A 24,795-nucleotide genomic window follows, 5' to 3' on the forward strand; every position below is an offset into this window, starting at 1 on the left:
TTTAGAAAACTACATTAAATTTTTCAGACCATAAAGTAATATTATATAGCTTCCATAAAGAAATATCGTCTATGGTATCAGGTAGTTTATCTGTTTCAATAAATTCATTCATGAACTTTGATTTTTTGATTTTCTCAATAAAACTCTGCTTGTTTTCCAACCACTTTTTATTCGGAGATTCGAAGCCAAACTTATTCTTTCGCCAAACTATTTCATCAGGAAGTTTCTCTTGAGCAACTTTTCTTAAAATATACTTAGACCAACCTTCATGCATCTTATAAGAAAAAGGTAATGAAAATGCCAGTTCAACTACTTTATAATCCACAAAAGGAACTCTAGTTTCAATTGAAAATTTCATTGAATTTCTATCCTCGTATTTCAAAAGTTTTTGAAGTTGTACTTTAGTTATTTCGAATTCTTGGAGTTGGTGTATATCTTTGTTGACGGCAGATAACTTCTTTAATAACTCGTTATTCATGAACTTTTTATACTCTTTTTTTACAAAACCGTACCTTTTTAATTGTCTTAGAGCCCTAATTTTTGCATTATTAAAATAAAAATTATATGCGAGCACCTCTGTTATTGATAACTTTGATTTCTTAGATATTTCTAAAGCACCTTTTATTTTATTAAATAGTCCTTTCTTTTGATTTAAGTAGGCCGAATAATACCTATCATAACCTAAGAGAGCTTCGTCTCCTCCTTGCCCGTCAAGAAGTACAATACATCCTTCTTCTTTTGCTTTTTTCATAACAAAATACTGCATTATTATTGATGGACTCCCAAAAGGCTCTTCCTGAGTTTCAATAACTTCATCCACAAATTTAAAAAAATCATTTATTTCAGGTTCTACAATTTTCCAATCTAAATTGCAATGTTCAACTACTTTTTTTGCAAAATAAGATTCATCTGTTTCCTTCTCTATAGATTTTGCGGTAATAGCAGTAAATTTTTTTTCCGCTTTATAAGCTTTAGCAGCCGTTGCAGCAATGTAGGAACTATCCATACCACCACTTAAACAAGTGCCTACTTTTACATCAGAACGTAGTCTAAGTTTAATAGAGTTGTCTATTGTTTCCCTGAACAACAATTCGGCTTGTTGAAAAGAAAGTTTAGCATATTCTTCATTTATTTTTAAAGAATAATATCTTTCTATTTTGAAGGTATTATCAGTTAATTCGTAAGTGAGATTAAAGCCAGGTGTTAGGGATGTTACCTCTTCAAAAAAAGTATCGTCAGAATGATGATGATAACCTAAATAAAGATAATCAAACAAAATTTGCTTGTTTACTTTTGGATTGTTTATTTGGGTTAATAGTTGTTTTATTTCAGAACCAAAGTAAAAGGCATTATTTTTATTGTAATAATAAAAAGGTTTTACTCCAAATCTATCTCTGCTACAAAAAACAACATTTCTTTTTTTATCAAAAATAGCAAAGGCCCACATGCCATTGAAGTGATCAACACATTTCTCGCCCCATTCTTTATAGGCCGCTAAAATAACCTCTGTATCAGATTCACTTCTAAATAAATAGCCTAATTTCTGTAACGCACCTCTTATCTCTAAATAATTATAAACCTCACCATTGTAGGTCATTATATAATCTTCGTTATATTCCATAGGTTGAGCTCCTAAGTCAGTTAAATCTATTATAGATAATCTTCTATGCCCGAAGCCTAAATTACCGTTGTAATAAAAACCCTCGCCATCTGGACCTCTATGTTTAATACAATTATTCATCTTTATTAAATCATTCTTATTTACAAAAGATTTATCTTTTAATATAATTCCAGATATTCCACACATTTAGTTTAATTTTTTTAAAGTATTATATTGTAAAATAAAATATATGCTATAAAGTATAATTTCATGAATGACATATACATAAAGTAATTCGATAACTTCAAATTTTAATACATAGGCAAACATCCCTAAAGTCGAGAACGTTGTTATGAAGTATAATATTTGCCAATAAGAAGCTACTTTAAGTTTGTTTGCCGCATTGAACACAGATGATAATGGACTGACAATCAATTGAATTAAAAATGAAAAAGAAAGTATAGACGCAAATGTTCCAGATTTTATCCAATTATCTCCAAAGGCAAATGAAAACAACTCCTCACCTAAAAATAGTATAATTAAACAGATGGGTATTCCAACTAATAGCAGTCCTAAAGCAGAATTTTTAAAAAAACGAATTCCTTTTGCGAACTCCCTGGCATTTATGAAGTATGTTATTTTTTGATAAAATACTTCTTTAAATGATGTGCCAACTAGACTAAGTGGAGCACTTAAAATCAATAAAGTTAGTCCTAAATAACCCAAATCCTCTTTGGTGTAAAACCAAGTTAAAATAAGCACTATACCTTGTACTGAAGCAATGTCTAAAAAAGCAGGTAGTAATCCATATTTAGGATAATCACTATATTTTTTAGCAACTTTATTAAGAGATTTAATTTTAGGGAACTCTAATGAAATAACTGATTTTTTAAATAGATAAAAAATTGAGCTTAAAACACCAATTATTTTAGCTAGAACTAGGCCGTTAAATATTGGTTTACATAATCCAAAAACAATGCTAGATGAAACATAGATTAAAGACTGTAAAACTTTTGATATAGAATTTTGTTTAAATTTTTTATAACGGATAGATAAATTTGAAAAAGCGTTCCAGATACCAAAAAATAAAACATAAAGTGGAATTAAATAGATATTGTGTCCAATTTTAAAGTCAATATTAAAAAAAGTTATTACAAGCACAACAAGCACTAGGAGTAAAGAGTATGCAAAAGTTAAATAAACGCTTAAACTAAACACTTTGACCGCTTCTGAATTCTTTTCTGGAATCATAATGGCATACTGATATCTCGCTCCCGCCCCGACCGCAAAAATACTACCGATAGCAATGAATGACGTGTATCCTGCAAAATCTTCTTCAGTATATAATCTTGTCAATATTAAAGTAGCCAATAATGGTAGTAACTGAGCAATTCCAACACCTAGCATTTGAAAAGATACATTTTTCAAAAACTCAGATTTGGAAATACTTTTAATGTTACTTTTTATATTGCTAACGGCTAATTTTAACAAATTTCTGGTCCTAAAATTATTAAATCGAACATTAATTAATTTTTTTCAAGAAAAGGATGATATTCCCCCTTAAGACCTATTGGCTCGATATTTCTGATGTTGTGTACTATTTCAATAGCTGTTTTGGCAGCTTCTAAACCGTACCCCTTACCGTCTAAAATGTCTTGATAAACCATGGTATGTAAATCTTTAAAGCCACCACTAAATTCTAACTCTTCACCATCTATGGTTATGGATCTATAAGTAGTTTGCCCTTTTTCTTTAATTTCTGTTGGTAAATAATTTGCATTTATAGATAGAAACCAACGAACTCTAGCGTTTTCGAACTCAAGATACCCTGCTGCTCTATCTTTTTCATGTACGTGAACCACATTTTCTTGGACATCTCCAAAAATCCAAGATAACATATCGTAAAAATGAACACCTATGTTCGTAGCAATGCCTCCTGATTTACTTACGTCTCCTTTCCATGAGGTAAAATACCAATGTCCTCTAGAAGTTAAATAGGTTAAATCAACTTCAAATTTGGTGTCTTTTTTAGTATTTTTAACTTTCTCTTTTAATGCTATTATAGAAGGATGTACTCTTAACTGAAGAATATTATAGATTTTTTTACCGGTGTTTTCTTCAACTTTTTTTAATTTATCCACGTTCCACGGATTTAAAACTAAGGGTTTTTCACAAATAGCATCAGCACCGCTACGCAATGCAAATCTTATGTGCGCATCGTGTAAATAGTTTGGAGAACATATACTTACAAAGTCTAAATATTTATTCTTTTCATATTTCAATTTTTCAATATGCCTATCAAAACGTTCAAACTCTACAAAAAAATCGGCATCTGGAAAATAAGAATCAATAACACCAACACTATCACCTTTATCGTATGCCGTTAAAAGGTTATTGTTTGTGTCTTTAATTGCTTTCATGTGTCTTGGCGCAATGTATCCAGCGGCACCAATAAGGGCAAAATTTTTCATTTATAAAATAGTATTTAGATGTTCTGTAATGTAATAAATTTGTTTTTCCGTTAAGTACGGATTCATGGGTAAGCTCATGATTTCATTAGATATTTGTTCTGCAATAGGAAAATCTCCTTTTTTACCTTCTAAGTATTGAAAACATTCTTGGAGATGAAGCGGCATTGGGTAATGTACAGCTGTCGGAATTCCTAAAGATTTTAGTTTTTCTTGTACCTGTTCCCGGTCTTTAACCCTTATAGAATATTGTGCCCAGACTGAAGTATTTTCGGGTGTAATTTTCGGTTTAATTATGGATGATTTAAGATTCCTTGAGTACGTTTCCGCGACGTATTGTCTTCTTATAATGTCATTACAATAATACTTTAATTTTTCGTTTAAAATTGCGGCTTGTAAGGCATCTAGGCGTCCTCCCATGCCAATGTACTTATGATAGTATCTTTTAGTTTGTCCGTGAAGCCTCAAACTATTAATTTTCTCTGCTAAATCATCATCATTAGTAAAAACAGCTCCACCATCTCCAAAACATCCTAGGGGTTTAGCAGGAAAAAAACTAGTACAGCCTATGGTGCTCAAATTACAGCTTCTTTTTCCATGATGAGTTGCTCCAAAACTTTGAGCAGCATCTTCAATAACATATAAATTATGTTTTTTTGCAATGGTATTTATTGCGTTCATATCAGCCACTTGACCAAAAAGTGATACTGGCATAATTGCTTTCGTTTTTTCAGTAATTGCTTTTTCAATTTTAGCGGGATCTATGGTAAAGCTATTTTCTTCAATATCTACAAATATTGGTTTTGCTTTTAAAAAAGCTATAGTTTCTCCAGAGGCTATAAAGGTAAAAGGTGATGTTATTATTTCATCCCCAGGCTGAATATTAAGCGCCATCATTGCTAGTAACAAAGCATCAGTGCCAGAAGAGCAGGTTAAGGAGTGCTTGGTGCCAACAAAAGAATTGAGATTTTTTTCAAAATCAGCTACGGCAGGACCCATTATAAAACTGCTATCTTTTATAACTTTCGACATAGCCTTATCAATCGCTAACTTATGCTCTTCATAAGCTAATCCTAAATTTGCAAAATCTATATTCATTCTTAACTAATTCGTATTACGCTATTATATTCTAATTTATAGCTTTGTCTACTTTCTTTACATTCAGCAATGCCTTCTTGATTAAATATGAGTTTGTGACCGTATTCGCTTACCCAACCTATTTGTTTTCCAGGATTCCCAACAATTAAAGCATAATCTACAACCTCTTTAGTTACAACAGAACCTGCACCTATCAAGGCGTATTTGCCTATTGTGTTGCCACAAATAATGGTTGCATTAGCTCCAATAGAAGCTCCCTTTTTAACTAAAGTTTTAGCGTATTGGTCTTTGCGAATTATTGCACTTCTTGGATTAATGATGTTTGTAAATACCATAGACGGTCCTAAAAACACATCATCTTCACAAATTACTCCGGTGTAAATCGAAACATTATTTTGAACTTTAACATTATTCCCCAAGACAACCTCGGGAGAAACCACAACATTTTGTCCTAAATTACAATTTTCGCCGATCGTGCTATTGGGCATTATGTGTGAAAAATGCCAGATTTTAGTGCCGTTCCCTATGAGACAGTTTTCATCAATAACTGCTGTTTTGTGTGAAAAATAATTAGGTTTCATCAATTTTTTTATTTTAGTAATTTTTTTAATCAAAATTGTGGTGATTTTAAAAAAACTCTTAATTCATTATTCCACAAAAATCTAATATTACTTTATCAGTAGATATCTTTAATTTTTTAAATTCTTTATGTGCTACCAAAAAAACAATGATATCGGCCTTCTCAATGGCACTATTGTAATCGGTAAGTTTAAATACTTTATGATTATTTATATTTGGCTCAACGATAAAGTATTCTTCATCATTGGCATTTTGCAATACTTTTTGCGCAATATATTTTGCTGGAGACTCTCTAAGATCGTCAATATTAGGCTTAAATGCAAGACCCATTAAAGCAATACTAGGTTTTCGTCCATGTTGCAATTCAAACTGTAATTTAGCATTTTGCACTTTTTCAGCGCACCAAAATGATTTATAATTGTTGATCTCCCTGGCCGTACCTATAATTTTTGACTCCATTGGATAGTCGGCCACTATAAAATAGGGGTCAACCGCAATACAATGGCCACCTACACCGCAGCCAGGTTGCAATATATTTACTCTCGGATGTTTATTAGCTAAGTCGATTAACTCCCACACGTTTATATTAGCTTTATCACAAATAAGTGATAACTCGTTTGCAAATGCTATTTGTACATCCCGAGATGAGTTTTCTACTAGTTTGCACATTTCCGCGGTTCTTGCATTGGTTTTATGTAAATCACCCTTAACAAATTTTCGATAGAAATTAACAGCCTTTTCCGTAGAAACAGAATCTACACCTCCAATAACCCTGTCATTATGTACCAATTCGTGCATAACATTTCCTGGAAGTACTCGTTCAGGACAATAGGCGATGAAGATATTGTCCTTTAATTCTGGCCGTTCTGAAAAAATTAAACTCATCATTTTTTCAGTTGTCCCGATAGGGGATGTTGATTCAATGATATAAAGGTCACCTTCTTTTAGCAAGGGTAAGACAGCTTTAGTTGCTGCTTCTACAAAAGAAATATCAGGCTCATTTTTATCTTTAAATGGCGTTGGTACTACAATGAGATATGTATTTGCTTCAACGGGTGTCGTTGATGCTTTCAGGTAACCTTCTTTAACAGCTTCAGAAACAATAAGGTCTAGCTCTGGTTCAACAATATGTATTTTACCCTGATTTACAGTTTTTACTACGCTTGGATTTACATCTACACCATGCACATAGACCTTGCTTTTAGCAATTAAAGCCGCTGTGGGTAAACCTATATACCCTAATCCGATCATGACAACTTCTGGTTTGCTATTCATTGCTATAATTTTTTAATAAATTGAACTATTTTCTCACAAGCTGTTCCATCTCCATAAGGATTATGTAACATACCCATGGAGTTATAAAAATTTTGATTGTTTAATAGCTTAGTGGCTTGTTGTACTATTTTTTCTGTGTTTGTACCAACAATCACCACTGTCCCAGCTTCAACCGCTTCAGGTCGTTCTGTAGTGTCTCTCATCACTAAAACTGGCTTTCCCAAACTTGGTGCTTCTTCTTGAACACCACCACTGTCAGTAATAATAAAATATGATTTTGTCATCAACCATACAAATGCAGGATAGGATAATGGATTAATTAAGCTTATATTATCAATGTTATCTAATAATTCATAAACTGGTTTTTGAACATTGGGATTCAAATGCACGGGATATATTATCTGAATATTTGAATTTTCAACAGCGAGTTGTTTTAGAGCTTTACAAATATTTATAAACCCCTGACCATGATTTTCTCTCCGGTGACCTGTAACCAAAATTATTTTTTTTGACTCATCAACTAACCCTTTTAAACTTTCTATTTCAATATCTAAAAACGTCTTTGAAATCACTTTTTCTGAACTGAATTTAAGGGCATCAATAACGCTATTACCTGTTACCAAAATCGAATCTTCTTTGATATTTTCTCGCAATAAATTTTGTTGAGAAGTTAAGGTTGGTGCAAAATGATAGTCGGCAATACGCCCAGTTATAGTTCTATTAATTTCCTCAGGAAACGGTGATAACTTATTAAATGTTCGCAAACCTGCTTCGACGTGGCAGACTTTGGCGCCTGAATAGAAAGCCGCTATACTTGCTGCCATAGTTGTAGTCGTATCGCCATGTACATACACGTAATCCGGTTTAAACTCTTCTAAAACTGACTTTAAATTTGTTATAATATCGGCGGTAAGTGTATATAGGTTTTGATTAGGTTTCATTAAATCTAAATCAAAATCTGGTGTGATTTCAAAAAAAGATAAAACTTGGTCTAACATTTCGCGATGTTGAGCAGTAATACATACTTTGGTCTCAAAAGTAGCATTGTGTTTTTTAAATTCTTTTACAAGTGGAGCCATCTTGATAGCTTCTGGTCTTGTCCCGAAAATTATTAAATTTTTTTTCTTCATTTACAAATATGGACTAAAACGCTTCTTTCGAGATGCAAAAGTACGATAATTCTTATGTTTAGCAATTCGAATCGAGTCTCATTTTAACTTCATTAAATACTCCCCATAACCACTTTTTAAAAGCGGCTCTGCTAATCGATGAAGCTGTTTTAGATCAATGTACCCCATTTTAAAAGCAACCTCTTCAATGGCGCCTACTTTTAAGCCTTGACGCTCTTCAATTACTTCCACAAATTGTGAAGCTTGCATGAGTGATGAAAAAGTACCCGTATCTAGCCAAGCGGTTCCTGAATCTAAGACACTGACCTTAAGTTTTCCTAATGCTAAATAGGCTTTATTAATGTCAGTAATTTCCAACTCCCCTCGTTGGCTCGGTTTTATTTGCTTAGCAATTTCTAATACGGTATTGTTATAAAAATAAATACCAGGCACCGCGAAATTTGACTTTGGTTTTAAGGGTTTTTCTTCAATAGATATGGCATAGCCATCAGTATCAAATTCAACCACGCCATAGCGCTGTGGATCGTTCACGTGATATCCGTAAATAATGCCTCCATCAGGGTTTGAATTGCTTTGTAGTAATGTGTTAAAACCGGAGCCATAAAATATATTGTCCCCCAGTATAAGAGCCACACTATCTTCTGCGATAAAATCTGCACCGATAATAAATGCTTCTGCTAGACCATTTGGATGCTCTTGTACAGCATAGCTAAACCTACACCCTAATTGACTACCATCATGTAATAATTTTTGAAATAAAGCTTTATCCTGAGGGCTTGTTATGATTAAAATATCTCTAATGCCGGCGGACATCAAAGTCGCCAAGGGATAATAAATCATCGGTTTGTTATATACGGGCATCAATTGCTTGCTAACGGCAATAGTAAGTGGGTGTAAGCGTGTACCAGAACCTCCAGCTAAAATTATTCCTTTCATGGCGCTATTTATTGTATTTGTCTAGGTACCAATCTATGGTCATTTGAAGTCCAGTTTCTAAAACTTCTTTTGGTTCCCAGGCAAGTTGTTTTTTTATTTTACTGGCATCAATAGCATATCTAAAATCATGACCTAAACGATCGGCCACAAAGCTGATTTGATCTTGATAAGATCCTTCTTTTTTTGGATGAGCTTTATCGAGGAGCGCGCAAACGGTTTCCGCGATGGCGATATTGGTATGCTCATTTGAGCCGCCTAGAACATAGGTTTCTCCAATTTCTCCTTTGTGAAATACTAAATCTATTCCAGAACAGTGGTCTAATACAAAAAGCCAATCTCTGATGTTTTTTCCATTTCCGTAAATAGGAATAACTTCATTTTTTAATGCTTTTCGAATGATGGTTGGAATTAACTTTTCATCATGCTGTTTGGGTCCATAATTGTTAGAGCAGTGCGTAGTCACTACATGTAACCCATAGGTATGAAAATAACTACGAACTAAAAAGTCTGATGAGGCTTTTGAAGCACTATAGGGACTGTTTGGAGCATAAGGGCTATTCTCAGAAAAATAACCTTGTTCTCCTAAGCTACCAAACACCTCATCTGTAGAAATATGATGAAATTTGGTTTTTTCATACCCAATTTTATAAGTGTTGGGCGCTAACATCCAATACTTTTTTGCTGCTTCTACTAAAACAAATGTGCCTTCAATATTCGTTTTTATAAAATTTGATGGATCGTTTATAGAATTGTCCACATGAGATTCCGCAGCAAAGTGGATCACGCCTTTTATGTCAAAATTTTCGAAAATAGAACCTACCAATTCACGATTGCAAATAGAACCTTTTATAAAATGGTAACGGGTATTATTTTCTACTTCTTTTAAATTCTTTAAATCCCCAGCGTAAGTCAAAAGGTCTAAATTAATTACTGAAAAAGAGGGATTTTTCTCTAGAAAATAGGGTATAAAATTGCTTCCTATAAAACCCGCACCTCCAGTGATTAAAATAGTCATTTAAGCCTCTTTTTTGTAATTTTTTAAATAGGTATTTAGCGATAACAGTAGCAAGAAAAATCCAGTGAGTACAATTAAAAATGCCGGAATCAAGAATTTATAACTATTCCAAATCCCTTTAATTTGCACGCCTTGTCTTGGAAAAGCAGAAATGACATTTAAAATACTCGATTTATTTGCCTTTTCTTCATTTAATTTTACGAGACTGTTTTTGAGCTCCTCCATTTTGTTGATCAAGGAAAGTTCTTTGTTGTCTTGCCCGCCAGTATCCCCTAGGTTAATGTTGGTGCCTTGCATCGCCTTATCGGCTTCTTTAAGCATTACCCGCTTGTACAACAGCTGCAAAGAGTCGATCTCTTTAATTTGCTTGCTATAGAGACTGTCTTGCAATTGGATATTTATATCGCTAATATCTTTCTGCAGGTTAAAGTAATCGTTTCTTGAAATGGAGCTGACTATGGCTGGTTGTATTTTTCTAGCCACACTATTGTTGCTCGCCATAACCGAAATGGTGTGGAAGCGCGCGTCAAAGGAGTTGAAATTCAAAAGATACTTTTCCATGTCAATGGCCTTTTGGGTCGTAGTATCTAAACTTCGCACAAACTTATCAAATAACAGTACTTTTTGGTTTTCATCAGAATACGATTCTACTGTAAATTCCTTGATAGAAGCAGCTTCTTTGGTATTTATATTTAAAGCCTCGGCTAGGGCCATAGAATCCTTGGCTTCTGCTAATTCATTGTAAAAATGAATGTTGTTATACAATTGTTGCACACTATTAAAGTTGGGTTCTACCACCATGGTAGATAAATACGCCGGCTCCTTATTTAAGTCTGCATAGATACCAATAGCTAAGCCTAAAAAGCCCGCAATCGCAAACTTTATAATATGTTTTTGTAGAAATACTAAAAATAAAATGAGTAGATTAAAGATGCCTTTAAAGATATCGCCAATGAAGTGAAATAACTTTTTAAAGCCATTGCCTATGATTTGAAATAGCTGTCCTAAATCTACCTCATCAGAGGATTGTTGCTGTTTTGGTATTTGGTCGTTCATTTTTTAGCCTTGCGAATTAAAAATTTGTTGTACTATTTTGTCAGTGATCAAATAGGTGGGTTTTACACCTGTGGTGCCTAAGCCTCCAGAGGCCAGGGTACTTCCTGTTTCTAATGGATTGTCAGAGGCATAATAGGCATAACGTACTTTTACATCTTCCCGAATACTTTTGCGTATTTTAGAAGCCGATTGTATGGCTTTTTGGTAATGTACGCCTTCCATTTCTAAGCCAATGGCCTTCCAAGTAGAGGTATTAAAAAACTTTAAAATATCTTTATTTTGTAAAGAGGTCCCTAAAACAGTGACCATGGTGCCTTCTAAAACTTTTAAACCGTTCCCTTCAAAATCTGCAGCGCACAATTCATTTTTAAAGGGATAATTGTCTCCAGTACCTTCAAAAATATGTGCTGATGGGATCATTAAATCACCTTTTCCACCCTCTAAAATTCCTGCTTTGCCCATAATGGATATTGATTCAATATCTAAAAATACCTCTTGGTTTTTTTTGATTTTATAGGGTTTTAATAACTCGTCTATAGTTTCATACGCTTGTTCCCCAAAGGCATAATCCATGACAAAGATAATAGGTTTTTTCTCACGAGCTAACTCTTTTTGAAATTCATAACTGCAATTAGCACTCGTCAGCTTTGCCGTATCAAAAATCTGGACATCGATATTGGTTCCTGATAGGTCGTCGATGGCAATCATGCCATTCTTTTTAGCTACGGAGATTACCTTATTGCGCAATGCAGAATTTTCAGCAGCACTTAGCTTTTCAAAAATAGCTAGGGAATTGGTATTGGGAAACTCTTTGGCTAAAGCTTTTTTAGCAAATAGCGAGTTCATGACACTGTGCATGTTGGCACTGATGATATGGATGGGTCTTTCTAATAAGCCAGCGGTTTTTAGCGTTTTCTTTATCGTATCTGCCCAGCGCTCTCCATGAATATGATGTCCTAAGCGCTCTCGCAAAGCAGGGCTAAAGGTAATAGCTCTTTTTTCACTTGAGACCTCTTCTTCTATCGCCAATTTTCCTAACCAATATATAATTTGCAGCAAACGATCAGGATTCTTTTTTGTGGCAAATTTTCCATACACCTCTAACAATTCATCAAAAGTTCTTCCTAAAACGTTGGCGGTGTGCATGATAGCAATTTCGCGTTCTGCTTGTGTCAGTTTTGACTTTGAAATGGCGTATTCTAGCTTTTGCCAGTCACGCGTAGTGGTACCCGTTTCCTCAATAATGACCCGCTTTGAAATTTTATTTGACTCTATAAATAAAAAGGTTAAATGCGTTAAAATATCATAAATATCAGATCTACCTCTGGTAATTTCGATGTTCATCTGCTCGTCATCTATGCGGTAGCAGTTTCGTCGCCGTTTTGGGGGTATAATCGCCTTAAAATGCGATTTTCCGTATCCTTCATCAGAAGTTAAATTAATAAATCTGCATTGTTCAATACCTTCGGGTAAGCGCTCTAACACATAAATTAAACCACTTAGTTCTGCCTTTTCTTCAGCAATGGTACCATATATTTCTGGGCGTAATTGTAATAAGGCATTTCTTAAGGTTTCCCCAGAAATACCCATAGGTTTATAAAAGCCTCGATTAAATAAATGACGCATGGTGATGTACATGCGTTCAATGGCATTTGTAGATTCTTGTGCCCTAGTGGTGTTTGTGCTTTTGCTCATAAATAAAATTCGTGTAAAATTACGACATAAATTTAAGTTCTTAAGGGTTCACCTGCCTGAGTCCCCATGCTATTTTTTAAAATCAGATAGTTTGTCCGCCACGCGTCGGTCATTTGAAAGGCGTTGCACTTTATTTTGCCCTCCTAATTTTCCGATAGCCTTCATATAGGCATTGAAGCCCCCTTCTTTTATGGTGGTTACTTTTAGTGTTTGGAGTATTTTACCCACTTTTAAGTCTAAATAATAACTATTTTGTTGCTGTAAAGTTTCATCGAGAACTTGAATAAATTTAGAAAAATTGCTGGGTTCTTTCTGAAACTCCACAAACCATTCGTGATACGGGAGTTCATTGTCCAAGGGTACTATTTGAGGGGCTACGGTAAACTCGTTTACTCGTGCATCAGTAGCTTCAATAGCTGCGAGCATGGCTGCTTCTACTTCTTTGCCAATAACATGTTCCCCAAAGGCTGAAATAAAATGCTTTATTCTTCCGGAGACTATAATTTTAAAGGGTTTTAATGAAATAAACTGAACGGTATCACCAATATTATAGGCCCATAATCCGGCATTTGTAGAAATAATGAGTACATAATTTACGCCTATTTCCACGTCTTTAATGGTAAGTCGGTTGGGGTTTTCATCAAAAAACTCATCAGACTTAATAAACTCATAGAAAATACCTGAATTTAGGAGTAAAAGCATGCCTTTTTCTGTTTGCGAATTCTGATAGGCAAAAAAGCCCTCGCTAGCAGGGAAAAGCTCTATACTATCAACTTTTCTACCAATTAGGTTTTCAAATTTAGCCCGGTATGGTTCATAATTAACACCGCCATAGATAAACAGATTAAAGTTTTTAAATAAATCGCCTACTTTTTTGTGACTTGCACTGTGGAGTTTTTCAAAATACATTTGCACCCAAGAAGGTATACCTGCAATCACGGTCATATCTTCATGCATGGTTTCTTTTACAATTTCGTTTACTTTGGTGTCCCAGTCTTCTATACAATTGGTTTCCCAACTTGGCAACCTATTTTTTTGAAGGTAATTGGGCACATAATGAGCCGATATTCCTGATAGCCGACCTAATTTAACACCATTTTTTTCAGTCAACACGGGACTCCCTTGTAGAAAAATCATTTTACCGTTTACAAAGTCTGCATTACCTGTTTCGTAAATATAATTTAGAATGGCATTCCGAGAGGCCTCTACCTGATGCCGTATCGATTCTTCGGTGATGGGGATGTACTTGGCGCCTGATGTTGTTCCTGATGTTTTTGCAAAATACACTGGTTTTTTTGGCCACAGGATATCACTTTCGCCCTGTACCACTCTATCCACATAGCTTTTGAGCTCCTCGTAGTCCCGGATAGGAACGTTCTTTACAAAATCAGCATGTGTTTTTATGCCATCAAAATGATGGTCTTTACCAAAGGCTGTGGGTCTTGCTTTTGCAATAAGTTCTTGAAAGAGTTTTTCTTGCGTTTCAAAAGGCCTAGACACCCATTTCTGGGAACGTTTATGAACTCTTTTGGCAAAAATTTTAGCAGCTAACGACTTTAGTGACATAGTTATTATTTAAAATCGATAAAATTTCTTGGGTTTACAGGACTGCCATTATTCCATAATTCAAAGTGCAAATGAGGTCCAGTAGAAAGCTCTCCAGTATTGCCTACCGCTGCAATGACTTCTCCAGCCTTTACCAAATCACCTTGTGATTTACTTAGTGATCCGTTGTGCTTATACACAGATAATAGGCAGTCTTTATGTTCTAAAAGAATTACGTAACCCGTTTCTGCAGTCCATTCTGAAAAAACTACGATGCCATCCGCAACCGATTTTACGGGTGTGCCTTTGGTGGCGACTATGTCAATGGCGTAATGTTTAATCGTTAAGTCGTACTCCTGAGAAATACTCCCGTTTAAGGGTGAGAACAAAATTTGACTTACATCTTTTGTGTTTTTTTCAAATAAATTGTATTTGTCTTCTAAAGCTACTTGTGCTCGTAAAACCGAATCTTCTTTTATCGGCGTTAAATCTATACTGGAAGGGTCTATTTTAAACTGCTCAAAGATAGAGTCTCTATTAATTTTGTTGTTGGTAATATCTCCCTTGAGAACTTTTCTAATATTATCTAAATACTTATTGGTATAATTTAAAACAGTCACTAGAGAGTCAGTTTTATAGGTGAGTTCTGTAGCTTGTTTTTTAAGTTTGGTCGAGGAGTATCCTGGAATATATTCTCGCAAAGGTGTAAAGGCAATCAATAAAGTGGTCAATGCAATCAGGCATACGGTAAAAAGCGAGCCTGTAATAAAAACATTAAGCCTACTTAATTTAAAAGAAATTTTTTCTTCGAAGGTATTTTCATTAAGAATAACCAAGCGATACTTATGGAGTAACTTTCGCTTAATTTCTTTTCTTTTTTTCTTTTTCTTCACCATACCTCACAAATATAAGCTTAGTATTATATTTTTTCTACAAGTTTGGAAAAATATACGTTTTTTACCCATACTAAAGTATTAAGTTTCTCGTTAGGTATACAGTACGCCAATATTATTTTTAAATATAATTAAGGTATCTTAAATATTAACACAACATCTAATACTTTTTTAGTAAATTTGTAGCTCTAAAATAAAAAATTATGATAGTATCAAATATAGTTTTGGCGATTCCGGGACCGGCCTCTATAGTATTAATTGTAGTCGCTATCTTATTACTTTTTGGTGGTAAAAAAATTCCTGAATTAATGCGTGGATTGGGTAGCGGGATTAAAGAATTTAAAGATGCTTCCAAAGATGATGATGCATCAAACAAAATAGAAGAAAAAAAGTAAACTATTTTTTAGGTTTACCAAAGCATTAACCACGTTGATTAACGTGGTTTTTTTGTGGGCAAGAGTGAGTTGCATTCTTCTGAAATAAACGTTTTGTGGGTTATTATAGAATTTGAGGAATTGAGCGTTTTTTCATCTCATGAACCTTAAATGGGAATTTTCCTTATTTTTATAATGCTTTAAAATAAGAATCTGAGTTTTTGAAATTGAGGAATAGTTTGGTTTGGTGACGAGATAAAAAAGCGCGTATAGTAGGTCAAAATAAGCTTTAAAAATGAACTAAATGCTTTGGGCAGCGACACTTAATAGGTAGATAACTTGCTTTAACATATCATTTTAACCTTGTTTTACGACGTGTTCTGAGTCATTTACAACAAATATTTAGTCATTCATCGACATTGTTGTACTATTGTTCGATATAGTATAGATGATGGCGGCTCATACGTCTTAAAGATTTAAATTGGGTTGGTGATTAGTTGTGAAAAAGAATTGATGCTAGTAAAATCACGGCATGCCATTTTTAAAAAGTAATGATGAAAAAAATACTTATAGTTCTAATTTTTCTTTCTTTCTTGGGGATAAAGGCCCAAGAAAAGAATAGGGCCAAAGAGGTGGTGGAAAATAGGACTATCAAAACGAAGGAAAAAACAAATTCTGACAGCATTCCATCAATCCCTATAGAAGAGGTTACCATAGACTTATTAAATGCTCTGAGAGATGCCCAAAATGCCGCTAAGGAAAATCCTGGTTCATCTAAACTCATTGAAAAGGCTGATTTTTATTTTGAAAAAATGTGGTATGTTGAAGCCGCCGCGTTTTATGAAATGGCCCTAAAAGATAAAAGCAATTATTCTTTTGAAGTATTAAAAAAAGCAGGTGATGCGTATTATTTTAATTCGAACATGGATAAAGCTTTTTATTATTATGATATTCTTTATAAAAATTATGAAGAATATATGTCTCCGGATAATTATTTTAAGTATGCACACACCTTAAAGGGTACCGGTAAATATGGAAAAGCGAAAAGGTTAATGCGTGTTTACCATAAAATGGAACCTAATTTTGACACTACTATAGATTTGGAAAATGAAACACCAAATGAAATTGTTTTGGATAACATACTTAACGCAGGTTTAAAGTTTGATATTAAGAATATGGAGATCAATTCTAAGAATTCAGACTTTTCTCCTATGTTTTATGAATCGGATAAAGTAGTTTATGCCTCATCAAAAGATTCTTCGGTGTATGCAACAAGAAAATACAAATGGAATGATCAACCCTTTTTAGATTTATATGTAACCACGATGAATGAGGAAACTGCAGAATTAAAAAACGCAGTTAAATTTTCAAAGAAAATAAATTCTAAGTATCATGAAGCATCAGTAGCTTTTTCTCCTGATAATGCTACCATGTATTTTACACGAAATAACTACAGTAAAAAATTAAAACGAGATGGAAATGGTATCAACCATTTAAAGCTCTATAAGTCGGTTAAGGTAGGTGAGGAGTGGTCAGAGGCCACCGAATTACCTTTCAATAGTGATTCCTATTCTACCGGTCATCCTGCCTTAAGTTCCGATGGAAAACTTTTGTATTTTGTATCAGATATGCCGGGGTGCATAGGTGAAACTGATATTTTTGTAGTGGATGTTTTGGAAGATGGGACCTATTCAGAACCTAGAAATTTAGGACCCAATATCAACACCAACAAAAAGGAATTGTTTCCATTTATCACCGATACCAAGCTGTATTTTTCTTCAAACGGCCACGTGGGCCTTGGAGGTTTAGATATTTATGAATCTTCTTATGATGTAGAAGGTTTTCAAGAAGCTATTAATGTTGGTAAACCCGTAAATAGTAATAAGGATGATTTTTCATATATCATCAATGAAAAAAATCAAACAGGATATTTTGCTTCAAATCGACCAGGCGGAAAAGGAGACGATGATATTTATTCTTTCAAAGTAGTACCCCCTGAAAAAACAACGAAGGCCACTATTGCGGGTATTGTTACAGAATTGGTCACTGGCGACTATATGCCCGAAGCCTTAGTGACGCTATTGGATGAGAACAACATTAAATTAAAAGAAATTGAAATACAAGAGGACGGAAGCTTTGTTTTCGAGGGAATAGAAGGAAATAAAAAATATGTACTGCGTACTACCAAAGACGGATTCATTGAAGACACCAAGGAGGTCTTTGCCGAGGTTGATGAAACGGTACAGATGGATGTGGCATTAAGGCGACTAGAAGAGCGTATTACTGTTGAAGAGGGCATTAGAAAACTTAAAACCGATAAGATTTATTTTAATTTTGATGCCGCTAAAATACGGAACGATGCTACTGTGGCCTTAGATAAACTTATAGGGACCATGAAGGAATACCCAAGCATGGTTATAAAAATAGAATCGCATACAGACAGCAGAGGTCCAAAAGCCTATAATCTTTATTTATCAGACAAGAGAGCAAAAGCTACTCAAGCGTATATGTTAGCGCAAGGAATCGATGCAAGTCGAATCGAGAGCGCCATAGGCTACGGAGAAGAAAGGTTACTCAACGATTGTGATGGTACCGTTAGCTGCACCAAAGAAAAGCACGAGCTTAATAGACGTTCTGAGTTTATTATTGTAAAAATGTAAAATGAGACGCCTGATTTTAACTATAAAGATGAGTAATTTAGGTGAAATTACTGTTTTAGGGCAGTAGATAAGATTATTTACATGTCATTTAACCGATTTAGGCTACCGTTCATAAGACTTACAACAAAATAGCTAGGCTTCACAACAAAAAGTGTTACAAAATAGCATACGCTCTGTATCTTTGAAATGTATTTGAGTGACGAATTTTTCCCCAAATTAATGACTTCACTAAAATACGGATCTAGTGCAAGGTTTCCCCAAAAACTCAAGCACAAGAGCTAAAGAAAATAGTAGACCCCAATTAGCCTTTAACCTACGCTAAAAGACAAAAAAACGCCTTCTTATTGAGAAGGCGTTTTTTATTAGCTATGGTTTTACCTTTTGTAAAAGTAAAACAAAAGGATTGTTACGCTATTTTAGAAATTTGCTTTTAACAATTCTCTGTTCATACGCGCGATATTTTCTAATGAAATTCCTTTAGGACACTCCACTTCGCAGGCTCCTGTATTGGTACAGTTCCCGAAACCTTCTAAATCCATCTGAGCCACCATGTTTTTAACACGATCAGCAGCTTCAACCTGCCCTTGTGGTAATAAGGCGTACTGAGATACTTTTGCACCAACAAAGAGCATTGCAGATGAGTTTTTACAACTCGCTACACAGGCACCACAACCGATGCACGTGGCAGCATCCATGGCTAGATCCGCATTGTGTTTAGAAATAAGTGTAGCATTGGCATCTTGGGTATTTCCTGAGGTATTTACAGATATGTAGCCACCAGCATGTTGAATACGATCAAAAGCGCTTCTGTCAACAGATAAATCTTTTAATACAGGGAATGCTTTTGCTCTAAAAGGCTCAATGGTGATCACATCGCCATCTTTAAACATACGCATGTGCAATTGACAGGTAGTAACACCTCTGTCTGGCCCGTGAGCCTCGCCATTGATATACATAGAACAAGATCCGCAGATACCTTCACGGCAATCATGATCAAACGCAACAGGGCTATCCCCATTGTTTATCAATTGTTCGTTTAAAACATCCATCATCTCTAAAAATGACATGTGTTCAGATATTTCTGTAACCTTATAATCGACCATTTGACCCTTAGATTTTGAGTCTTTTTGTCTCCAAATTTTTAATGTAAGATTCATATTTTTTAGTTTTTGGTTGTTCGTTGTTCGTTGCGGGTTTTTTTAAAACCAGCAACTTGCAACCATCAACTATTTGTAACTTCTTTCTTTAACTTCAATATTTTCGTAAACCAATTCTTCTTTATGCAATACAGCATCGGCAGGTTCGCCTTTATATTCCCAAGCAGAAACAAACTGGAATTCTGTTCTTCTTTGTGCTTCACCATCTTCTGTTTGGTACTCTTCTCTAAAGTGTCCTCCGGCCGATTCTTCACGAACAAGAGCATCTTTAGCAAATAGTTCACCTAGTTCTAAGAAGTCAGCTACACGACCTGCTTTTTCAAGTTCCGCGTTCATTTCATAGGCTCCTCCTGGTACACTTACGTTTTTATAAAAATCTTCTCGTAGTGCTTTAATTTCAGCCATGGCTTGTTTTAAGCCCTCTGCGTTTCGAGACATTCCACATTTGTCCCACATGATCTTCCCTAATTTTTTATGGTAATAATCAACAGAATGTGCTCCTTTATTATTTACAAGGAAATCAATTTTATCCTTTACTTCTTTCTCAGCTTCTTCAAATTCTGGCGTATCCGTAGGTATTTTACCCGTTCTGATTTCGTGTGATAAATAATCACCTATGGTATAAGGCAATACGAAATAGCCATCGGCTAAGCCTTGCATTAAAGCAGAAGCTCCTAATCGGTTAGCTCCGTGATCAGAGAAATTAGATTCACCGATAGAATATAAACCTTCAACGGTTGTCATTAAATTATAATCAACCCAAGTACCACCCATGGTGTAGTGCACTGCTGGATAGATCATCATTGGAGTTTTGTACGGATCTTGATCTACAATTTTTTCGTACATCTGAAAAAGGTTTCCGTATTTAGATTTCACTAGGGCACGACCTAATTCTATTATTTTTTCAGAAGAAGGGTTTTCAATCCCATGAATTTTAGCTTGTTCTTTACCGTAGCGCTCAAAGGAAGAGGCAAAATCTAAATAAACTGCTTCACCAGTCGCATTGACACCATAACCAGCATCACATAGTTCTTTTGCAGCTCTTGAAGCTACATCTCGAGGTACCAAGTTACCAAATGCAGGGTACTTACGTTCTAAGTAATAATCTCTTTGCTCCTCAGTAAGCTCGGTTGGTTTTTTCTTACCTTCTCGAATGGCTTTAGCATCTTCTAAACTTTTTGGCACCCAAATACGACCATCATTACGCAATGATTCAGACATTAGGGTTAATTTAGACTGGTAGTCACCAGAACGTGGAATACAGGTTGGATGAATTTGCGTATAACATGGATTTGCAAAAAATGCTCCTTTTTTATGGATTTTCCAAGCTGCGGTAGCGTTAGACCCCATGGCGTTTGTCGATAAGAAATAAACATTGCCATAACCACCTGAAGCGATAACTACGGCATGCGCTGAATGGCGTTCTAATTTACCAGTGACTAGGTCACGTGCTATAATACCTCTTGCTTTTCCGTTTACCTTTACAACGTCGAGCATTTCGTGACGGTTAAACGGTGTAATTTTACCACGAGCAATTTGTCTGTTCATGGCAGAATAGGCCCCTAACAATAACTGTTGTCCTGTTTGTCCTTTCGCGTAAAAAGTTCTAGAAACTAAAACTCCACCGAAAGAACGGTTATCTAATAATCCGCCATAATCACGCGCAAAAGGAACACCTTGAGCCACACATTGGTCGATAATATTCGTAGAAACTTCTGCTAAACGATATACGTTTGCTTCTCTAGAACGGTAATCACCCCCTTTTACGGTATCGTAAAATAAACGGTAGGTAGAATCACCATCTCCTTGATAATTTTTCGCAGCATTAATTCCACCTTGAGCAGCAATACTATGCGCTCTACGGGGAGAATCTTGATAGCAAAATGTTTTAACGTTATAGCCTAACTCTGCTAAGGTAGCAGCAGCAGAACCACCAGCTAATCCTGTACCTACAACAATAATATCGATATTACGCTTGTTGGCCGGATTCACTAAATCAATATGATCTTTATAGTCAGTCCATTTATCCTTTAATGAACCTTTGGGTACTTTTGAGTCTAATACAGACATAAGTATATAGTATTAATGATTAAAATAATGATAGAGCGCCACGATGACAAATCCTAATGGGATTAAAATAGCATAGGCTTTACCAATAGTTTGTAATTTTTCTTTTCTCATAGAGGATACACCTGATGATTGAAACGCAGAAGCAAAACCATGCATTAAGTGTAGCGATAAAAACACAAAAGAAAGCACATAAAGCCCTACTCTCAAAGGGTTTACAAATTTGTGCTGCAATTCTTCAAAATAGCGATATCCTTCACCATCCGCTAACAATCCAGACATATCCCCTTGAATGTACTTGATGTTAATTTCAGGAAACCAGAAATCGTAAAAGTGTAGGCCCATAAAGGCTAAAATTGCTAGCCCACTGTAGATCATGTTTCTACTCATCCAACTAGAGTTTGCCCCACCGTTATTTTTGGCATATTTTATTACACGTGCACTTCTGTTTTTAATCTCTAATATGAATCCCATGATGAAGTGAAAAAGGACACCAAAAATTAAAATGGGCTGCAATATATATTGCACCGCCCAGAAGGTACCCATAAAGTGCGAAGCTTCATTGAAGGCATCAGCACTGAAAACAGAAAGCATATTTATCGCTAGATGCTGAAGAAGAAAAAACATTAAAAAAAAGGCCGAAAGTGCCATAGCATACTTTCTCCCAATCGAAGATTTTAAAAATCCGCTCATTTGTCGTTTATTTTTTGACTACAAATTTAAAGCACAGACGAGTTTTTAACAAACTTTAAATGAAATACTCATCTTATTTAGAATGAAAACAAGTAATTATCTTTTGTTTAGTTTTATAGTGCTTAAAATGCTAAGTTTTTTAAAAAAACTAAACAGAAAAACACTAAGTAGGTGCTACTAAGTTTATATATTTCCTTTAATGGCAAACTAGGAAAGCTTTTTCGGTCCTTTAAGTTCAAAAAACAATCCACAAACAACAGGTTGAGGATCTTAATAAGTAGCCTAGCGGTCTATTTTTGTTAGGATGCTCTGAAAAAAAAGACTGTTTGCTTTAGATAAGGGCTCCACTTTTCAAGTACTACGATCTCTGGAAAATCTTTATTTTAAAATTCAAATCAAGGATGTATTCTTTAGGTTGAAGTTGTGTTGCCCCTGGTTTGATCTTTGGCACCAACTAAAAGCCTTTAAGTCTAAAGCACTATTCTAAATCTTTTAATTGAATGCTCAAGGCTTTTGTAGAAATTTGTACTTCTATTAAAGATAAAATAAGGGATACCATTAAACACAACAAACTAATAACAAAGACTAAGTTCGCCCAAAACTTTAGGTCTACATAAATTAAAAACATGGTAATTACTGCCAATAAAAAACTTAAAATAGCCACGGCTTGCATGTTTTTTATAATGAGTAATCGTCTGTTTAACTTTTTTACTTGTAAACTAACCGAAGGCGATGCTGTTTCTTGATATTTTTGATGCAATTGGCGTATTAAAGCGGCAATTGCTAAATATCTAGCGTTGTACGCAAGCATGGTTAATGAAATTGCAGGAAAAAGTAAGGCAGGAATACTTAAGGTTAGTTCCATCTAGTTTAGAAGTTTTACATTTTTAATTTACAATACTACTATCCGATGCTATTCTTGGGATGAATTGAATCGTGTCAATCGCTATACTATCTAGTCTCTGCTGCATTTCAAAATTAATTCGTGCAGGATAAATAATAGCATCGCTTAAGTTTTCAGAAGCCTTCCAAGTTTCGCCTAATTGTTCTAGAATAGCGTCGGTCCATCTTGACGGGTGCTTGGCATCAATCCAAATAACATCGCGATATTCTGCATCTACGAGTGCTAAATCTGGGGTCGCTGCACCGTCGAACTTTTGGCTATCTTCCTGAACAGCAGCGATAGTACCTAATACAAACATGCGTTTACGACCAGCAATATGCTTGATAAATGGTCTAAATTCTACGGGTTTATTAGCCGTCCAATCGTATTCTTTTCTAGATTCTATGACCTTTAAGGGCATTGCAGAAACTCCGGCCATACCTTCTTTTCTGGCGGCGTGATTGTAATAATACAATTTATCAGTGCCATCAGCGGGAATCATCACGCTAAAAGCTAAACTGGTACGTTCATCACCAATCGGCTCTAAACCGAACCAATGGTATAAGCCATTATAGGCTTCTGTTTTCATTCCTGAAAAATCAAAGTCAGTAACATAGGGTTGCTGATTTTGGTCTTGCGGTAAATCTGGAATTTTAACGGCTGTTTTCATATTCCAAGGTAAAGGATCTGTAAATCCTCCTAAAAACTGTAAAGACTGTGCTTCAACCCGGGAAATCTCTTCCGCTAAAGTGTTTTGACCTTTTAAATAGGGATAGTTTTTAGTTTCAGAAGGTGAAATATAAGTGCCTTTACCAATGGTCATTCGTTCTAAATAATCTGATAGGTCGTGAACGCCAGCATCTATAACCATAACCCCTCCGTAGGTAGGATAGGGAAAAAAGAATCCTTTCCATTTTATTAAACTAACTACCTGTACCCACTTTTCTTCATCGTTTTTCATGTAAAAAACATCACTAGGTTGTAGGGTAAAAAGCTGAAAAATATTGAAACGTTGTACCACTGCATTGTAGGTATTGCGACTAAAAGCCAAAGATTCGCCTATAGAAAAAGTAATCGGTATTCGGTTTTCTTTTGAAAAACGAGGAAAAGGCGACGTACTTTCTACCGTAAAAAGTTCCTCCGTATTATCATTCATACGCTGCCAGGTATATTCTTTGGCGGGTTGTACCGCCATCGTCCATTGGTTGGTACTGTCCACGCGCACTAATTGTGGCAACGAAACCTCTTGAGTTTCGCCAACCGATTCGTAGGCCATGGTTACAATATTATTGAAAGGCTGAATGCGTTCGTTTTGCGTTAAAGGCAATTCATTTAATTCTTCAATATTTAAGTTTTTGTAGACGTTGTAGGTCTGCATGTAATTGTAGAGTTCTAATTTCCAACCGAAAAACCAAAGAATGGCAAAAAACCCAACAATACCCAAGAGTATAAGTACTCTCCTTCCCGCGCTAAGGGCACTTCTAAATTTGGAAAGCATTACCCATAAAAAAAGGCCGCCTAAAAGCAATACAAAAACATACCTCCTTAAAAAAAGTAATGCAGGTTGGTAATCGTCTCTTAGAAAGAAAAGTAATAAAATTGTGAATATTCCCAGAATAATAACATTTCGTTTTTGCTTTGTTCCTTTATTCCAATAGGTTTTTATCATGA

Annotated in this window: 20 protein-coding genes; 2 read left to right on the forward strand and 18 right to left on the reverse strand. The window is 35.0% G+C overall.

The genetic code is table 11. From position 1 onward, the window contains the following. Window position 1: 1 nt before the first annotated feature. From asnB to GQ45_RS11210, 13 genes are all read right to left on the reverse strand, one after another. Window positions 2-1,807: an asparagine synthase (glutamine-hydrolyzing) gene (gene asnB, locus GQ45_RS11150; protein ID WP_052188203.1), complete on the reverse strand. Its 1,806-nt coding sequence runs from the start codon at window positions 1,805-1,807 to the stop codon at window positions 2-4. Then, entirely contained in the window at window positions 1,808-3,028 is a 1,221-nt protein-coding gene (locus tag GQ45_RS11155; protein ID WP_156125417.1) for a lipopolysaccharide biosynthesis protein, read from the reverse strand. A 98-nt stretch (window positions 3,029-3,126) separates the two neighbouring features. Further along, window positions 3,127-4,071: a Gfo/Idh/MocA family protein gene (locus GQ45_RS11160; protein WP_047417886.1), complete on the reverse strand. Its 945-nt coding sequence runs from the start codon at window positions 4,069-4,071 to the stop codon at window positions 3,127-3,129. Continuing rightward, window positions 4,072-5,166, reverse strand: a complete 1,095-nt coding sequence (locus GQ45_RS11165; protein WP_047417889.1) for a DegT/DnrJ/EryC1/StrS aminotransferase family protein — start codon at window positions 5,164-5,166, stop codon at window positions 4,072-4,074. A 2-nt stretch (window positions 5,167-5,168) separates the two neighbouring features. Then, window positions 5,169-5,747, reverse strand: a complete 579-nt coding sequence (locus tag GQ45_RS11170; RefSeq protein ID WP_047417890.1) for an acyltransferase — start codon at window positions 5,745-5,747, stop codon at window positions 5,169-5,171. A gap of 58 nt (window positions 5,748-5,805) precedes the next feature. Continuing rightward, on the reverse strand, window positions 5,806-7,020 hold the full coding sequence (wecC, locus tag GQ45_RS11175) for a UDP-N-acetyl-D-mannosamine dehydrogenase (protein ID WP_047417893.1): 1,215 nt from the start codon (window positions 7,018-7,020) through the stop codon (window positions 5,806-5,808). A gap of 2 nt (window positions 7,021-7,022) precedes the next feature. Then, complete coding sequence (gene wecB / locus GQ45_RS11180) at window positions 7,023-8,150, reverse strand: non-hydrolyzing UDP-N-acetylglucosamine 2-epimerase (protein WP_047417894.1); 1,128 nt, start codon at window positions 8,148-8,150, stop codon at window positions 7,023-7,025. Window positions 8,151-8,228: 78 nt separating this feature from the next. Beyond that, on the reverse strand, window positions 8,229-9,086 hold the full coding sequence (rfbA, locus tag GQ45_RS11185; protein ID WP_047417897.1) for a glucose-1-phosphate thymidylyltransferase RfbA: 858 nt from the start codon (window positions 9,084-9,086) through the stop codon (window positions 8,229-8,231). A 4-nt stretch (window positions 9,087-9,090) separates the two neighbouring features. Then, complete coding sequence (rfbB, locus tag GQ45_RS11190) at window positions 9,091-10,101, reverse strand: dTDP-glucose 4,6-dehydratase (protein ID WP_047417899.1); 1,011 nt, start codon at window positions 10,099-10,101, stop codon at window positions 9,091-9,093. Beyond that, complete coding sequence (locus GQ45_RS11195; protein ID WP_047417902.1) at window positions 10,102-11,157, reverse strand: hypothetical protein; 1,056 nt, start codon at window positions 11,155-11,157, stop codon at window positions 10,102-10,104. Window positions 11,158-11,160: 3 nt separating this feature from the next. After that, window positions 11,161-12,852, reverse strand: coding sequence for a hypothetical protein (locus tag GQ45_RS11200; RefSeq protein WP_047417905.1), 1,692 nt, complete (start codon window positions 12,850-12,852; stop codon window positions 11,161-11,163). Window positions 12,853-12,921: 69 nt separating this feature from the next. Then, entirely contained in the window at window positions 12,922-14,418 is a 1,497-nt protein-coding gene (locus tag GQ45_RS11205) for a GH3 auxin-responsive promoter family protein (RefSeq protein WP_047417907.1), read from the reverse strand. 5 nt (window positions 14,419-14,423) lie between these two features. Continuing rightward, on the reverse strand, window positions 14,424-15,293 hold the full coding sequence (locus GQ45_RS11210; protein ID WP_047417910.1) for a M23 family metallopeptidase: 870 nt from the start codon (window positions 15,291-15,293) through the stop codon (window positions 14,424-14,426). A gap of 200 nt (window positions 15,294-15,493) precedes the next feature. Here GQ45_RS11210 and GQ45_RS11215 point away from each other — a divergent pair, with 200 nt between their 5' ends. Together GQ45_RS11215 and GQ45_RS11220 are read left to right on the forward strand one after the other, a co-directional pair. Continuing rightward, the gene (locus GQ45_RS11215) at window positions 15,494-15,685 is read left to right on the forward strand and encodes a twin-arginine translocase TatA/TatE family subunit (protein WP_047417912.1); all 192 of its coding nucleotides are present in this window, start codon (window positions 15,494-15,496) and stop codon (window positions 15,683-15,685) included. A gap of 530 nt (window positions 15,686-16,215) precedes the next feature. Next, window positions 16,216-18,324, forward strand: a complete 2,109-nt coding sequence (locus tag GQ45_RS11220; protein WP_231555191.1) for an OmpA family protein — start codon at window positions 16,216-16,218, stop codon at window positions 18,322-18,324. Between the two features lie 416 nt (window positions 18,325-18,740). Here the strand turns inward: GQ45_RS11220 and GQ45_RS11225 are convergent, their stop codons facing one another. The 5 genes from GQ45_RS11225 to GQ45_RS11245 form a co-directional block, all read right to left on the reverse strand. Then, a complete protein-coding gene (locus GQ45_RS11225; protein WP_047417918.1) occupies window positions 18,741-19,481 on the reverse strand; it encodes a succinate dehydrogenase/fumarate reductase iron-sulfur subunit in 741 nt (246 codons plus the stop codon). A 69-nt stretch (window positions 19,482-19,550) separates the two neighbouring features. Next, the gene (locus GQ45_RS11230; protein ID WP_047417920.1) at window positions 19,551-21,551 is read right to left on the reverse strand and encodes a fumarate reductase/succinate dehydrogenase flavoprotein subunit; all 2,001 of its coding nucleotides are present in this window, start codon (window positions 21,549-21,551) and stop codon (window positions 19,551-19,553) included. Window positions 21,552-21,563: 12 nt separating this feature from the next. Next, the gene (locus GQ45_RS11235; protein ID WP_047417923.1) at window positions 21,564-22,241 is read right to left on the reverse strand and encodes a succinate dehydrogenase cytochrome b subunit; all 678 of its coding nucleotides are present in this window, start codon (window positions 22,239-22,241) and stop codon (window positions 21,564-21,566) included. Window positions 22,242-22,719: 478 nt separating this feature from the next. After that, entirely contained in the window at window positions 22,720-23,106 is a 387-nt protein-coding gene (locus GQ45_RS11240; protein WP_047417926.1) for a DUF2721 domain-containing protein, read from the reverse strand. A gap of 22 nt (window positions 23,107-23,128) precedes the next feature. After that, window positions 23,129-24,793 carry a hypothetical protein gene (locus GQ45_RS11245; RefSeq protein WP_047417930.1) on the reverse strand — a complete coding sequence of 555 codons (1,665 nt, stop codon included), beginning with the start codon at window positions 24,791-24,793 and terminating at the stop codon, window positions 23,129-23,131. Window positions 24,794-24,795 lie beyond the last annotated feature (2 nt).

The organism is Cellulophaga sp. Hel_I_12 (assembly GCF_000799565.1).
Taxonomy (GTDB): Bacteria; Bacteroidota; Bacteroidia; order Flavobacteriales; family Flavobacteriaceae; genus Cellulophaga.